General features: G+C 58.7%; 12 protein-coding genes. 3 read left to right on the forward strand and 9 right to left on the reverse strand.

The window, feature by feature from the left end:
• Nucleotides 1–41 precede the first annotated feature (41 nt).
• The gene (locus tag EV130_RS26495; RefSeq protein WP_132552560.1) at nt 42–1,022 is read right to left on the reverse strand and encodes a quinone oxidoreductase family protein; all 981 of its coding nucleotides are present in this window, start codon (nt 1,020–1,022) and stop codon (nt 42–44) included.
• Between the two features lie 9 nt (nt 1,023–1,031).
• A complete protein-coding gene (gene pcsA, locus EV130_RS26500; RefSeq protein ID WP_074061232.1) occupies nt 1,032–1,760 on the reverse strand; it encodes a phosphatidylcholine synthase in 729 nt (242 codons plus the stop codon).
• A gap of 244 nt (nt 1,761–2,004) precedes the next feature.
• Between pcsA and EV130_RS26505 the strand changes: the two genes are divergently transcribed.
• Nucleotides 2,005–2,817, forward strand: a complete 813-nt coding sequence (locus EV130_RS26505; RefSeq protein WP_074061231.1) for a ferredoxin--NADP reductase — start codon at nt 2,005–2,007, stop codon at nt 2,815–2,817.
• Nucleotides 2,818–2,860: 43 nt separating this feature from the next.
• On the opposite strand, the gene EV130_RS26510 is transcribed toward EV130_RS26505, so the two are convergent.
• Entirely contained in the window at nt 2,861–3,475 is a 615-nt protein-coding gene (locus EV130_RS26510; protein WP_132552561.1) for a GntR family transcriptional regulator, read from the reverse strand.
• Between the two features lie 95 nt (nt 3,476–3,570).
• On the opposite strand from EV130_RS26510, the gene EV130_RS26515 reads away from it, so the two are divergent.
• Nucleotides 3,571–4,464, forward strand: coding sequence for a dihydrodipicolinate synthase family protein (locus tag EV130_RS26515; protein WP_132552562.1), 894 nt, complete (start codon nt 3,571–3,573; stop codon nt 4,462–4,464).
• A 47-nt stretch (nt 4,465–4,511) separates the two neighbouring features.
• Here EV130_RS26515 and EV130_RS26520 read toward each other — a convergent pair whose 3' ends face one another.
• The 5 genes from EV130_RS26520 to EV130_RS26540 form a co-directional block, all read right to left on the reverse strand.
• On the reverse strand, nt 4,512–5,720 hold the full coding sequence (locus tag EV130_RS26520) for an ABC transporter permease (protein ID WP_132662207.1): 1,209 nt from the start codon (nt 5,718–5,720) through the stop codon (nt 4,512–4,514).
• Nucleotides 5,710–6,426, reverse strand: coding sequence for an ABC transporter ATP-binding protein (locus EV130_RS26525; RefSeq protein ID WP_132552641.1), 717 nt, complete (start codon nt 6,424–6,426; stop codon nt 5,710–5,712). Before EV130_RS26525 ends, EV130_RS26520 begins: the two co-directional genes overlap by 11 nt.
• 11 nt (nt 6,427–6,437) lie before the next feature.
• Entirely contained in the window at nt 6,438–7,733 is a 1,296-nt protein-coding gene (locus EV130_RS26530) for an efflux RND transporter periplasmic adaptor subunit (RefSeq protein ID WP_132662209.1), read from the reverse strand.
• Between the two features lie 145 nt (nt 7,734–7,878).
• Nucleotides 7,879–8,253 (reverse strand): GFA family protein, encoded by a 375-nt coding sequence (locus EV130_RS26535; protein ID WP_132552564.1) that lies wholly within the window; start codon nt 8,251–8,253, stop codon nt 7,879–7,881.
• Nucleotides 8,253–8,462 carry a hypothetical protein gene (locus EV130_RS26540; protein ID WP_022715550.1) on the reverse strand — a complete coding sequence of 70 codons (210 nt, stop codon included), beginning with the start codon at nt 8,460–8,462 and terminating at the stop codon, nt 8,253–8,255. Before EV130_RS26540 ends, EV130_RS26535 begins: the two co-directional genes overlap by 1 nt.
• Nucleotides 8,463–10,352: 1,890 nt before the next feature.
• On the opposite strand from EV130_RS26540, the gene EV130_RS33540 reads away from it, so the two are divergent.
• Nucleotides 10,353–10,538, forward strand: coding sequence for a hypothetical protein (locus EV130_RS33540; protein WP_132552565.1), 186 nt, complete (start codon nt 10,353–10,355; stop codon nt 10,536–10,538).
• Between the two features lie 423 nt (nt 10,539–10,961).
• Here the strand turns inward: EV130_RS33540 and EV130_RS26550 are convergent, their stop codons facing one another.
• Nucleotides 10,962–12,233, reverse strand: a complete 1,272-nt coding sequence (locus tag EV130_RS26550) for an MFS transporter (RefSeq protein ID WP_132552566.1) — start codon at nt 12,231–12,233, stop codon at nt 10,962–10,964.
• Between the last annotated feature and the right edge of the window lie 138 nt (nt 12,234–12,371).

Consider the following 12,371-nt stretch of genomic DNA (forward strand, 5'->3'; position numbering starts at 1 on the left):
TTCCCCTCATTTCTCTCTGCCGACCTTTCCGTTCCGGATCGTTATGGGATCAGCAGCGTAGTTCCCGTAGTTCTTCTTGTTTCCAGATCCGCGTGAGCCCGTCCCACCTCACTCAACGGATAGGTTTGGTTGATATTGATACGCACTTTGCTGCTTAGCACAATATCAAATAGCGCGTTTGCACAGGCGGTCAGTTCATCGCGCGTGGCGATATAGGTGAAAAGCGTCGGCCTCGTTGCATAAAGCGAGCCCCGCTGCGCCAGCATCGCCATTGTGAAGTTCTCAATAGCGCCAGAGGATTGGCCGAAGGAGACAAACATGCCTCGCGGCTTCAGGCAGTCGAGCGATTGCGGGAACGTATCGCGGCCGACCGAGTCATAGACGACGTCCACGCCCTTGCCGCCGGTGACCTCACGAACGCGGTCGAGGAAATTATCGGTCCTGTAGTTGATGACGTGATCGTAGCCATGCTCGAGAGCGACCTTCACCTTGTCTTCCGAGCCGGCGGTACCGATCACGGTTGCGCCCAGCGTCTTTGCCCACTGCCCTGCGATGAGGCCGACGCCGCCGGCGGCGGCGTGGAAAAGCAAAACCGTTTCACGACCGACCTTGAATGTCCGGTTCAGCAGATATTCGGCGGTCATGCCCTTCAGCATCATCGCGGCTGCTGTTTCCAGACTGATTCCGTTCGGCACCTTGACAAGGTGCTTGGTCTCGACGTTTCGCTCGACGCTGTAGGCGCCGTCGGCACCGGCATAGGCAACCCTGTCGCCGACTGCGAAATCGTCGACGCCGGGTCCGATCGCCATCACGGTGCCCGCCGCTTCCTTCCCGGCGATGAACGGCAGATGCGCTGCCCTATAGGTTCCATCGCGGAAATACACGTCGATGAAGTTGAGGCCGATTGCAGCGTGCCTTATCTGCACCTCGCCGGCCGATGGCGGCGGCAAATCGACATCGACATACTGAAGAACTTCTGGACCGCCATTGCGGCTGAAAGCAATCGCCTGCGTCTTTGTCATAATCGCCTCCTATTGGCTGCGTCCAAGCGCCGGGAAGAACTGCAGTACGGCACCGATGCAATAGAGATAGACACTGCTGATCACGAAGAGAACGATGGCCCATTGAGGCATGCTGAAGTGCATCAGCAGCGAATACATGCCGAGCGCCGACCAGAAGAAGAAAACGCCAAGATTGACAAGGCGCAGACGCTGGACGCGCACGGGATGCAAGAAATTGATTGGCAGGAAGGTAAGGATCACAGAGACGATCACCACCGTCAGGGCGGTCGCAGCGCTTGCGTCGATGACAAAGAGCGTAAAGACGATCATATTCCAGACGACAGGGAAGCCGGAGAAGAAATACTCCTCGGTCTTCATGCCCATATCGGCATAGTAAATGGCGCTCGACACGACGATCATGCCGGCCGCGGCAAAAGACCAGGGTTCACCGATCATGCCGCTCTGGTACAGTGCGAAAGCCGGCAGAAGTACGTAGGTCACGTAATCGATGATATTGTCGAGCGTGTCGCCCGACCAGTTGGGCAGCACCTCCTTCACCCGTACCTTGCGAGCGATGGGACCGTCAATGCCGTCGACGAGCAGAGCAAGGCCCAACCACCAGAACATGTCGATGAAGCGGTGTTCGGCAGCGGCGACCACGCCGAGAAATGCGAGGAAGGAGCCGGACGCCGTCAAAATGTGGACGGAAAAGGCGCGTATTTCTGCATAAGGAACGCGCTTGTAGTTGAAAATCTTCATGTTTCCCCGTACCGCCTGCCGCCGCTTAAAACCTGCCGCCAGCGTTTTGGCCTAATATGCATCCTTTGCCCCGCTTCGCCAGCGCAAAAACTACGAGATCATGCTGGCGTTGATACATGACAATGATATGCATATTTCCTACTGATAGCGTCGCAGAGAATGGAATGCCTTTAATTTCCAGCGTATTTGTAATATTTGCCTCGCATCAGACCGATCATGCGACGAATACGGGATCCGATACCGAATGAACGCTCCAGCCAAGACCGATGATTTCGCCTCCGCCGTTCCGGCAAATGTCTATGCCGAAACGGTGCTGAGCGTCACGCACTATACGGACCGGCTCTTCCGATTCACGATGACCCGGCCGCAGGGATTCCGTTTCCGTTCCGGCGAATTCGCGATGATTGGCCTCATGGTCGATGGCAAGCCGATTTTCCGTGCCTATTCCATCGCAAGTCCGGCCTGGGCCGAAGAACTCGAATTCTTCTCGATCAAGGTGCCTGACGGCCCGCTCACATCGCATCTCCAGAGCATCAAGCCGGGCGACCAGGTTCTGATGCGCAAGAAGCCCACGGGCACGCTGGTGCTCGACGCGTTGACGCCTGGCAAGCGGCTTTACATGTTCTCGACCGGGACGGGCATCGCGCCCTTCGCAAGCCTAATCCGCGACCCGGATACCTATGAAAAATACGAGGAAGTGATCCTCACCCACACGACGCGCGAGGTCGCAGAACTGAAGTACGGCTTCGATCTGATAGAAGAGATCCGCAACGACGAACTGCTGAGCGAGATCGTCGGCGACAAACTGCGTCACTATGCGACGGTTACCCGCGAGGAGTTCGAATATCGCGGTCGCATTACCGACTTGATCTCCTCGGGCAAGCTCTTTACCGATCTTGGCGTTCCGCCGCTCGACCCGGAAATCGACCGCGGCATGATTTGCGGCTCTTCCGCCATGCTGAAGGACACCAAGGAACTGCTCGAAAAGGCAGGCTTTGAAGAAGGCGCCAACAGCAAGCCGGCCGAGTTCGTCATAGAACGCGCCTTCGTCGGCTGACAGTTTCTGGTTGATTGAACGGCTCCGGAGACGGGGCCGTTTTTCATTCGTGGCTGAGATAGTCTATCAAGGCCGCCATTGCCTGCCGCGACGCTTCCGCCTTGCCCTGGTGGATGGCGCGAATAACCGTGACATGCAGCGTGATCGAGCGGTCCATCCGATCCGGAGTGGCAGTCGAATACCAGAGACGGCGTGAATGTGTCTGCACAGGCCCGAGCGCTGCAGTGATGAACCTGTTCGGGCAAGCCTCTTCGAGAAGCTCATCGAATGCCTTGTCAGCAGCGAAGAAGGCAGCAAGATCGCCGTTGACCGCGCAATTGGTCATTGTGCGGGCGCAGTTGATCAGCTCCCCCCGCTGCTCGTCCGTCGCATGCTCCGCCACCAGCGACGCAGCAATAGGCTCCAGTTCCCTGCGCACCTGCATGACATTTGCATGATCGTCCGGCTTGATCTCCGCCACCTGCAGCCCGACCCGCGGCCTCACAACGACGAGGCCCTGCCAGGCAAGCTTCTGGATCGCTTCGCGCACCGGCGTACGGCCGTGACCGGCAATATCGATCAGCTGCTTTTCGGTCACCAGCGCGCCCGGCTTCAACACCAGCGTCACAATCGCGTGCTCAAGTGCTAGATAGGCCAGATGGCTTTGTGAACTCTGCATTCGATGTTCCATACCTCATTCTGATATATCAGATATTGACACGGCGTAAATCGAATGGCAAGCTGCTGTGATATATCAGAGTCAAGGAGGCGAACATGTGGCGCGGCGTATTTCCTGCAGTAACGACGAAGTTCACTGAGAGCGGCGAGCTAGATCTTGCCGAAATGGAACGCTGCTTCGGCCTTCAGGCCGACGCAGGTGTCGATGGCATCATTGTCTGCGGCTCGCTCGGCGAGAACATGACGCTCGAGCCGGAAGAGAAACTGGAAATCCTAAAAGTCGCCCGCTCGGCTGCGGGCTCGAAGCCAGTATTGATGACGATCTGCGAAAGCTCGACAAAGCGCGGCGCAGCTGCCGCCAAGGCCGCAGCAAGGGCCGGCGCGAGCGGCTTCATGGTCTTGCCGGGCGTGCCCTACAAATCGGCTCCGGAAGAAACGCTGACGCATGTCCAGACAATTGCCGCAGCCGGCGGCCTGCCGATCATGGTCTACAACAACCCGGTCGCCTATGGCGTAGACGTCACGATCCCGATGTTCGAAGAGCTGGCGAAGAACGATCTCGTCGTCGCCATGAAGGAATCGACCGACGATATTCGCCGCGTAACAGACGTTTTCAACACCTTCGGCGAACGCTTCGATGTGTTTACTGGCGTCGACAACCTGGCGCTCGAAAGCCTCTTGATGGGTGCGCACGGCTGGGTCGCGGGTCTCGTCGTCGCTTTCCCGAAGGAAACGGTCGCGATCTATAGGCTCGTCCAGGCGGGCCGCCTTGATGAAGCGCGTGCCATCTACCGCTGGTTCCGGCCGCTGCTCGACCTCGATGTGTCGACCTTCCTCGTCCAGAACATCAAGCTTGCGGAAGTCTACGCCATCCGGTCGAACGACCGCGTCCGCGCCCCTCGTCTGCCGCTTTCCGGCGAACCGCGCCAGCGCGTCGTCGGCGTGATTGAAAAGGCCCTGGCGAACCGCCCGGAATTGCCGAAGTTCTGATCAATCGGCACTTGGAGTGTTCCAAGGCCGGGCATCACCCGGCCTGTTCATTCGTGCCGTAAGGCTTCGATCGGATTGAGCTGCGCTGCCCTTCGCGCCGGAAAATAGCCGAAGATCATGCCGATTGCAGCCGAGAAGACGAAGGCGACGGCGATCATCAGCGGGCTCACGACGAAGGGAACCTTCAAGAGCGTCACCGCAGTGAAGCCGATGCCTAATCCGAATACGATGCCCGTGATGCCGCCGAAGAGCGACAGCGCAATTGCCTCGACGAGGAACTGCAACAGTACCTGCGTCTCCAATGCGCCAATCGCAAGCCGGATGCCGATCTCCCGCGTGCGTTCAGTGACCGACACTAGCATGATGTTCATGATGCCGATCCCGCCGACCAGAAGGCTGATTGCGGCGACAGCGCCGAGCAATCCCGTCAGCAATGTCGTCGTACCCGTCATGGCTTCGGCAATCTGCGTCATGTCGTTAACGTTGAAATCGTCTTCGCGACCCGGAATGATCTTGCGGCGCTCGCGCAGCAGGTTCTCGGTCTCCGTTTGAACCTTGGAGGTCGAAACGCCGTCGCGCGCCGAAATGACGATCATCTGGACATTGGCGTTGGCCCTGCCGCCGATCCGGCGCTGATAGATCTTTACGGGCATGATAACGACGTCGTCCTGGTCATTGCCCATGCCCGATTGCCCCCGCTTCGCCAGGACGCCGATGACGCCGCAGGACACCTTGCCCACGCGGATCTGCTGCCCTGTCGGATTGGCCGCGCCGAAAAGCTGCGATCGTACCGTCTCGCCGAGGATGCAGCGCGCGCGCCCGCGCTCTTCCGCCGCCTCGAAGGTGCGGCCGAGGGCCATGTCCCAGTCCTGCGCGATGAAATAGTCGTTTGTCGTGCCCATGACGGTAGTCGAGTGACTCTGGCCACCGTAGATCGCCGTCACCGTCGTCTGGTTGAGCGGCGCGACTGCACGCAGGCCATTTAGCTGATCGCGGATCGCATCGACATCCTTGACGGTAAACCGTCTCGCCTCGGAGCTCGCGCGCCCCGGACCGAACTGGCCCGGACGCACGAAGAGCATGTTGGTCCCGAGCCGCGAGAGCTCCGCGGAGACCTGCTCGGTGGTACCGTTGCCGATCGTCACCAATGCGATAACGGCGGCAACGCCGATGACGACGCCAAGCACGGTAAGGAAAGAACGCAGGATGTTGCGGCTGATGGCGCGCAGCGCAAGTTTCAGCGTTTCAAGAAACATGATCCGCCTCGCCCTGATGCACGACCTCGGCTTCGAGCTTTCCATCGACGAAACGGAGGATGCGCTGTGCATAGGCCGCGATGTCGGGTTCATGCGTGACCATGACGATCGTGATGCCCTGCTCCCGGTTCAGCCGCGTCATCAGATCCATGATTTCGGCGCTGGTTTTCGTGTCGAGATTGCCGGTCGGCTCGTCGGCAAGCAACAGGGCTGGTTCGGTGACGATCGCGCGGGCGATTGCCACGCGCTGCTGCTGGCCGCCGGAAAGCTCCTGCGTCTTATGGTGCTCGCGCCCCGTCAGTCCGACCAAGCCAAGCGCTTCCTTGGCGCGCCGGTGGCGCTCCCCCGCTGCGACGCCGCGGTAGATCAGCGGCAACTCTACATTCTCGACCGCCGATGTCCGCGCGAGAAGGTTGAACCCCTGGAAAACGAAGCCCAGCATATGGCGTCTCAGCAGCGTTAGCTGATTTCGATCGAAACCGGTCGTCGAAATGCCCTGGAAGACGTAGTCGCCGGCGCTCGGAACATCGAGGCAGCCGAGGATATTCATCGCTGTCGACTTACCCGAGCCCGATGGACCCATGATCGCGACGAATTGATGGGTCCCAATCCGCAGATCGACATGGTCGAGCGCGCGGATCGCCGCCTCGCCGTGACCGTAGATCTTCGATACCTGCCTGAATTCGAGAAGCGGCGGACTGGTCATCATTCGCCCGCCTATCGCGCCCGTGTCGTGGCGTCTGTGACAAGCGCATCGCCTTCCTTGAGCTCACCGGCCGTGACCTGTGTGAACTGACCGTCCGAGGAACCAACCTGGATGACGAGAGGCACTTGGCGGCCTTCGCGCAACACCCACACGCGACGTTTAGCGCCAGTGAGCGCTTCATTGCCGTTGCCGCCGGAGCGCGGCCCCATACGCGGCGGCCGGAAAAGACCGAAGATGCCGCGGTTGGCGCGCGATTCGGCTTCTGGCGGCGCGTAGCGCAAAGCAGCATTCGGCACCATCAGGGTTTCCTTGACGGCCTCGACGGTAATATCCGCCGTTGCCGTCATGCCCGGGCGCAGCAGGAGATCAGCGTTGTCGACGGAAAGCACGGCCTTGTAGGTGACGACATTGTTGGTCGTCTCGGAGGCGAAGCGGATCTGCTCGATCTCGGCGGGAAAGGACTTGTTCGGATAGGCGTCGACCGTGAAGGTCGCCTTCTGCCCGACGCCAATCTGGCCGACATCGGCCTCGTCCACATCGACTTGCAGTTCCATCTTCCTGAGATCGCCCGCGATGGTGAAGAGAACCGGCGCCGAAAGCGAGGCGGCGACGGTTGCACCCGGATCGACAGAGCGGGTCAGGATGACGCCATCGACCGGCGAAACAATCTTGGCCTTGGCAAGGTTGACCTCGGCGAGCCGCAGGTCGGCTTCGGCAGATAGCACTTCCGCCTCGTTGATCTGCTTTGTGGCTACGGCGGACTCGTATTTGTAGGTCGCATCGTCAAGGCTCTGCTGCGTCGAGACGCTGCCTCTGACGAGGCTCTTCAAGCGCTCCAGCGAAACCTGCGCCGACAGCAGATCGGCATTCGCCTTCAGCACATTCGCCTTGGCCGAATCGAGCTTCGCACGCGAGCTCTTCACATCGGCCTCCAGCTTGTTCGTATCGAGAACTGCCAGCACCTGGCCGGATTTGACCTCGCTGTTGTAATCGACATTGACGTCGCGCACGGTGCCGGAGAGTTCGCTCGAGATATCGACCTGCTCGGTCGGCTGCACCGAGCCGGTCGCCGTCACGAGAACCGTCAAGTCGCCGCGCTTTGCAGGCTGCGTCTCATAGCTGTATCCGGTGGCGCTGCGGCCGTTGTAAAAAAAGCCAACGGTCCCAGCGACCGCAATCAATGCTGCAGCGGCGACAAGACGGCCGCGCCAGCGGCTGCCCTTGCCGCCCTTGGCGGAGGCCGCCAGGACGGCAGCAAGATCAATATCGGCTGCTGCAGCCTTCCTGCCGGTTCCGGAATCGTCCATAAAAGCCTCAAGTCGAAAAGAGAAGCGCCTGCTCCGTTTGCCACCCAGATAGTCATAACGAAGATGAACCGGAAATTAGCGTTAGAGGCGCATTCGCACGGAATGACGGAAAAGCGCAATTAAATCTTGGTAATGAAAGTCCGCTTTAGCCGGCATCTTCCTGATACTGGTCGGTCGCCCGCAGCGGATGAAGCCAGCTTTCGCGGCGTTTGATCCAGATCTCGTAGAGTGGCGGGATTTCCATCGGCGCATCATCGAGAGATCCAAGCCGGAGTTCCGCCTCCTTGTCGGTAAGACAAAAGAGCCGACCGCCGCATGCCGGACAGAAGCTGCGGCCCTCAAATGTCGCAACCGAACCGGAATACTCGAATGCCGCGCGCGGCCATACGGCGAACGTGACGAAGGCCGAGCCGCTCTCCTTCCGGCAGTCCGTACAGTGACAGAGCCCGGAGCGAAGCGGCTCGCCCTTCACGTCATATCTGACGGCGCCGCAAAGGCAGCCCCCAGTGCGCATTTTCATCAGGCGTCGAAATCCAGGGGCAGCGTCGGCGGCTTGCGCTTGGCGGCCATCAGAAGATCGAGCTCGGTCGCCGACGGTCCGAATTTTTCATAAAGCCGCTTGGCCTCCTTTTCATCCAAACGGTATTTCCGGGCGAATTCGCTTATGCTGTAAGGCCGGCCGCGCAACACTCTGCGCGTCGGCACCGTCTGATTGGCAGAATCGGCCATGGCAACCTCCTTTTTACAACCCGGAAAGTTAGGGCGTTGAGGGCCGTTGGGAAGCTCATGGAAGCCTGAAAAACGACAGACTGAAGCCTCGAATCGGCGACAAAGATGCCATTCCTTCCCGGCGCGTGGCAAAACACTGCCTTCATTTGGTATCGGAGATCCCAGATTGTAACGATGCCTCGGATCGAAACGCATACGGTGGATATTTACCAGCTATTATCCTTACCGGTTCATTGAAATGGACCGACTCAACTAAAGCCGTTCAAGGTTACAGAGCCGTAGAACACCCCTCCCCGCTACGGCAGGAGACCTGGCAATCGGGCTACAGGAGGCCCGCGCCGGGTCTCCGCCATTACCGGTTCCCGGAGGGGTCCACTCGACCGCGAGCCCGAAAGTCAGCGACTTTGCTGATTCTTAGCCGGTCCGCGGCCAAGCGGGCCCTGTTTCCGAAATCCAGACCAGTCCGCTCATTAACTCTGCCGCAGCCGATTGTGATAATGGAATCGTACGCTGTGATTTCAGTGGCGGTAACCAGGGTGGCCGCAGCCGCGAGCCACTTGAGGATCTGCATTCTTCGCATCTGTCGATCGACATTATCTACCCGATTGCGAACCGCAGAAAACCGTTTTCTTGAAGAAATAGTGCTCCGCCATATGGATCATATGTGCCGCAATGCTTCGACTTTCGCCCGCCGTTACCTCACTGCGAAAGTAGCTCCAAGTATTTAAGTGCGATCCGAACTCGGCAAGTAAGAACAGAATTGCACGCACGATTGTCCGGTGAGTCGTTTTTTTACTGCCTTTCTAGGCGAAATCCCCAAAAATAGTCCATATGTCACTTTCAAGTCACTCGACAATAAAGTCCAAGTATGTTGAGTAATTGTTGATCGACCAACAACTTTCTGGGACTTGCGATACTTGTATGACACAAATTCGAGATGCACTTCTGACCGTTGAGGCATGGGCGCGATACCCGGTGTCCGACTCCGAGGAAATGGAGGCCAACTTGCCGGGTCTCAGTGAGGCCTGGGAGATGGATCTGGTTGAGGAAAACAGTTCCGGCTTCGACGCCTGCATGCATTTCTCATTGACCCGCGCGGGTGTAGAGTTCCTTCACGGCCCTCAACCTTCGCTACGTGATGTAATATTGAGGTCGGCACGACGCCTGTTCGGACAGATCGTTGGATATCCCGTCGCCTGAACAAACGTCTTGAATTCGGTCAACATTCTGCCTCAGCGTGCCGTTGCCTAATGGACAGGCAGACCGTCACCGACACCGTAGCATCCTTGAAGACATTGCTGTCGCGGGCGGTCGAAACGTGGCTGGTTCGCCGACCGTGCCGAACTCTCCAACGCCGGCTTCGAGTGCGTTGGCGACTTTGGCAGGCCTGATGCACCGTTTCGTTCCGTGGCTCGCCATCTTTGGCGAGACGAGCGAGCTGCTCCAATGCCCAACCGGCGCAGGAGACGGTCAGCAAGAAAAGGGCCTTTATAATTTCTCTGGCGTCATTTCTTGACCGCCTTGCCGGTTGGGCCACGCCATGCTTCGTTCTTGTCCAGAAGAAGTTTGCCAAGTGTCACCCTGCATCAGTCCCACAGTGCAGATTGGTCATTGATTTGGAATTGCTCAAGGTGTTGCTGTGCCAGTGGCCTCTTGCCGATCGAGATACCGACCGCACAGACGCTGCAGTGCGGCATCCGGCGCGTCCAACGCTCGAGCTTGACTGGTGTGCAACGCTCTTTGGATGGAGTGCACGTGCCTGCGCCGAACACAGGCTTGAGGCGCGCCAGGCGATGGGACGCAGCACAACAAAAATCGCGCCCGCATCGTTATTTCATTTGCTTCTAAATTAGACTTGAGTAGTGTTCACCCGTAGGGGTGGAGGATTCCATGGAACGCGTTGAGCCGGAAAATGCAGCTTCCAATATGGCAACGAGGGTCTGGTCGGTTACGGAGTTCTGCGCGCGACATCGATTGGACGAGGAAGAAGAAACGAGGCTACTTCAGCTGTTTGGTCCATTCGCGACTGCATGCGAACTCATGAACAACGCCAAGCGTCTACCAAAGTGGCGATAGTCCGTGGGAATGGGTAGAGGGGACGTCCAGCGTGTTTCGCTTGGCTGACTTTGAGCGCAACGGTAATGCCAGTTCCAAAGCGATAGCGGCGCTCTGAATTTGATCTATATTTGCAACCGGAACTTTATCCGACATTGGTGCGCACCGAGCCGGAACACGATCCCCTCGGGTTATCGCAGGAGATGCCCCTGCCATCCAGGATCTTCACCAGCGCCATGTGCACCAACGAGCTTTCCGATACCAGGCCTCGCACGGCTTGTTTCTGGCGGCGAGACGAGGCTTCCGCTTCGTAAGCGTCTTGCCTTCCGCCTTAGTCTTGGCTTCTACGATCTTGTCGCGCGCGTTCTTCAGGCATGTGCTCATCGTGCGGCTAGCGGCGCCTTCTCTAGTCGGCGGGGCGAGGTCTAGCTCTTGTCCGTCTGTTCATGAGTGAAACGCGTTTCGTGTAATCGCCCGGAGTCGGCGCTGCCGTCCGTATAGGAACGCCGTCACCGCAAGGAACTGGATCGCCACCGCCAGTATAAACACGGCAGGGTCACAGACCGTCCTGGCGATGCCGAACAGCGCGGGTGCAAGGGCATACGTCGCTTGGCTCAGGGCCACGATCAGCGGCACCACGCGGGAGACATCGGCTCTGTCGAATTCCACCTGTGCGATGAGAGGCGGGAGCGACGTCGCGTTGCCAATGCCAAGGCCGAAAAGCAGGACCCCGACGGCCATCACAGCGGCGTTTTGTCCACCCGTCGCCAAGAGAATCAGGGAGCCGATGATCTGAACGCAATAGCTTGCGGACGCGATCAGACGGCGATCGGCCGAAATCGGCATCAGCCAACCGATGCCGGTGCGGCCAACGATTGCCGAAACGGTAGCACCCCCCATCAGTAGACCCGCTGTCTGTGAGCCGAAGACCGGAACCATGATCGAAAACAGATGAGCCAGCAGTCCGATCTGCGCAAATAACCCGGCAGCCATACCCGCTGCCAGCGTTATGAAGCGGCGGTCGCGCCACAGCGAACAGAAGGGCACGGGTGCAGCGATCGCTTGGGCCGTCAGTGGCACTACTTGGTCTGACTGTGCTCCATCCGGAGATTGCCCCAGGACATCAGGAGATTTGGAAAATGCCAGAACAGACAAAGCGGCCACGGTGGTGACCATAGAAATACCGACGATGATGGCTGCCTGTGCAAACCCGCTCGAACCAATGAGCATGACCCACAAGGGTGAGAAAATCACGCCACCCACACTCGCTCCATTGTATGCCATGGACAGTGCTGCCGGACGGTTCCGGACAAACCAGGGAGCGATAATGGCATTAACCGCCGCAGCGCCCATTGCAACCCAGCCCGTTCCGCTCAAGAGAGCGGCTGCGAACAGGTGCCAAGGCTGACCGGCAATAGACCAACCGACGACACCGACGGCGAGAAGAACCGCTCCAGTGACGGTTACAACGGGAATGCCCATAAGCCGATAAAGTCGAGGCAGGTTTGCAACGACTGCCGCGCCGACAAGAAAATGCAGCGTGACGGCAGTCGAAACGAGCGCGACGGACCATCCCGTTCGCTGGACCACCATCTGCAAGTAGATCGGTGGCCCATAAAAACCGACGCCCCAGCCGAATATTGCCAGAACGAATGTCGCAGCGACCACGCACCAGCCGAAAAATGGTGCCATCTTAGATGTTGGTAGAGACGTCATGACGTGGGATCCAATGGTGATTGGCCCTTATTGCATCTTCTAAAAAGGGAAGCTTCGGTTTTGATCGAAGTGTTGTCGTTTGGCCGCTTGTGGCGCTTTCCTGCGGAAGGAGGCTTTCGCTCTGCGTCCAGTTCGTGC

The organism is Rhizobium azibense (assembly GCF_004342325.1).
Lineage (GTDB): Bacteria > Pseudomonadota > Alphaproteobacteria > Rhizobiales > Rhizobiaceae > Rhizobium > Rhizobium etli_B.

What these genes read in the sequence shown, in the direction of transcription:
- EV130_RS26525 (WP_132552641.1), bottom strand. Translation starts at nt 6,426, where the DNA reads ATGACCAGTCCGCCGCTTCTCGAATTCAGGCAGGTATCGAAGATCTAC.
- EV130_RS26550 (WP_132552566.1), bottom strand. Translation starts at nt 12,233, where the DNA reads ATGACGTCTCTACCAACATCTAAGATGGCACCATTTTTCGGCTGGTGC.
- EV130_RS26495 (WP_132552560.1), bottom strand. Translation starts at nt 1,022, where the DNA reads ATGACAAAGACGCAGGCGATTGCTTTCAGCCGCAATGGCGGTCCAGAA.
- EV130_RS26505 (WP_074061231.1), top strand. Translation starts at nt 2,005, where the DNA reads ATGAACGCTCCAGCCAAGACCGATGATTTCGCCTCCGCCGTTCCGGCA.
- EV130_RS26540 (WP_022715550.1), bottom strand. Translation starts at nt 8,462, where the DNA reads ATGGCCGATTCTGCCAATCAGACGGTGCCGACGCGCAGAGTGTTGCGC.
- EV130_RS26515 (WP_132552562.1), top strand. Translation starts at nt 3,571, where the DNA reads ATGTGGCGCGGCGTATTTCCTGCAGTAACGACGAAGTTCACTGAGAGC.
- EV130_RS26535 (WP_132552564.1), bottom strand. Translation starts at nt 8,253, where the DNA reads ATGAAAATGCGCACTGGGGGCTGCCTTTGCGGCGCCGTCAGATATGAC.
- EV130_RS26520 (WP_132662207.1), bottom strand. Translation starts at nt 5,720, where the DNA reads ATGTTTCTTGAAACGCTGAAACTTGCGCTGCGCGCCATCAGCCGCAAC.
- pcsA (WP_074061232.1), bottom strand. Translation starts at nt 1,760, where the DNA reads ATGAAGATTTTCAACTACAAGCGCGTTCCTTATGCAGAAATACGCGCC.
- EV130_RS26510 (WP_132552561.1), bottom strand. Translation starts at nt 3,475, where the DNA reads ATGCAGAGTTCACAAAGCCATCTGGCCTATCTAGCACTTGAGCACGCG.
- EV130_RS33540 (WP_132552565.1), top strand. Translation starts at nt 10,353, where the DNA reads ATGGAACGCGTTGAGCCGGAAAATGCAGCTTCCAATATGGCAACGAGG.
- EV130_RS26530 (WP_132662209.1), bottom strand. Translation starts at nt 7,733, where the DNA reads ATGGACGATTCCGGAACCGGCAGGAAGGCTGCAGCAGCCGATATTGAT.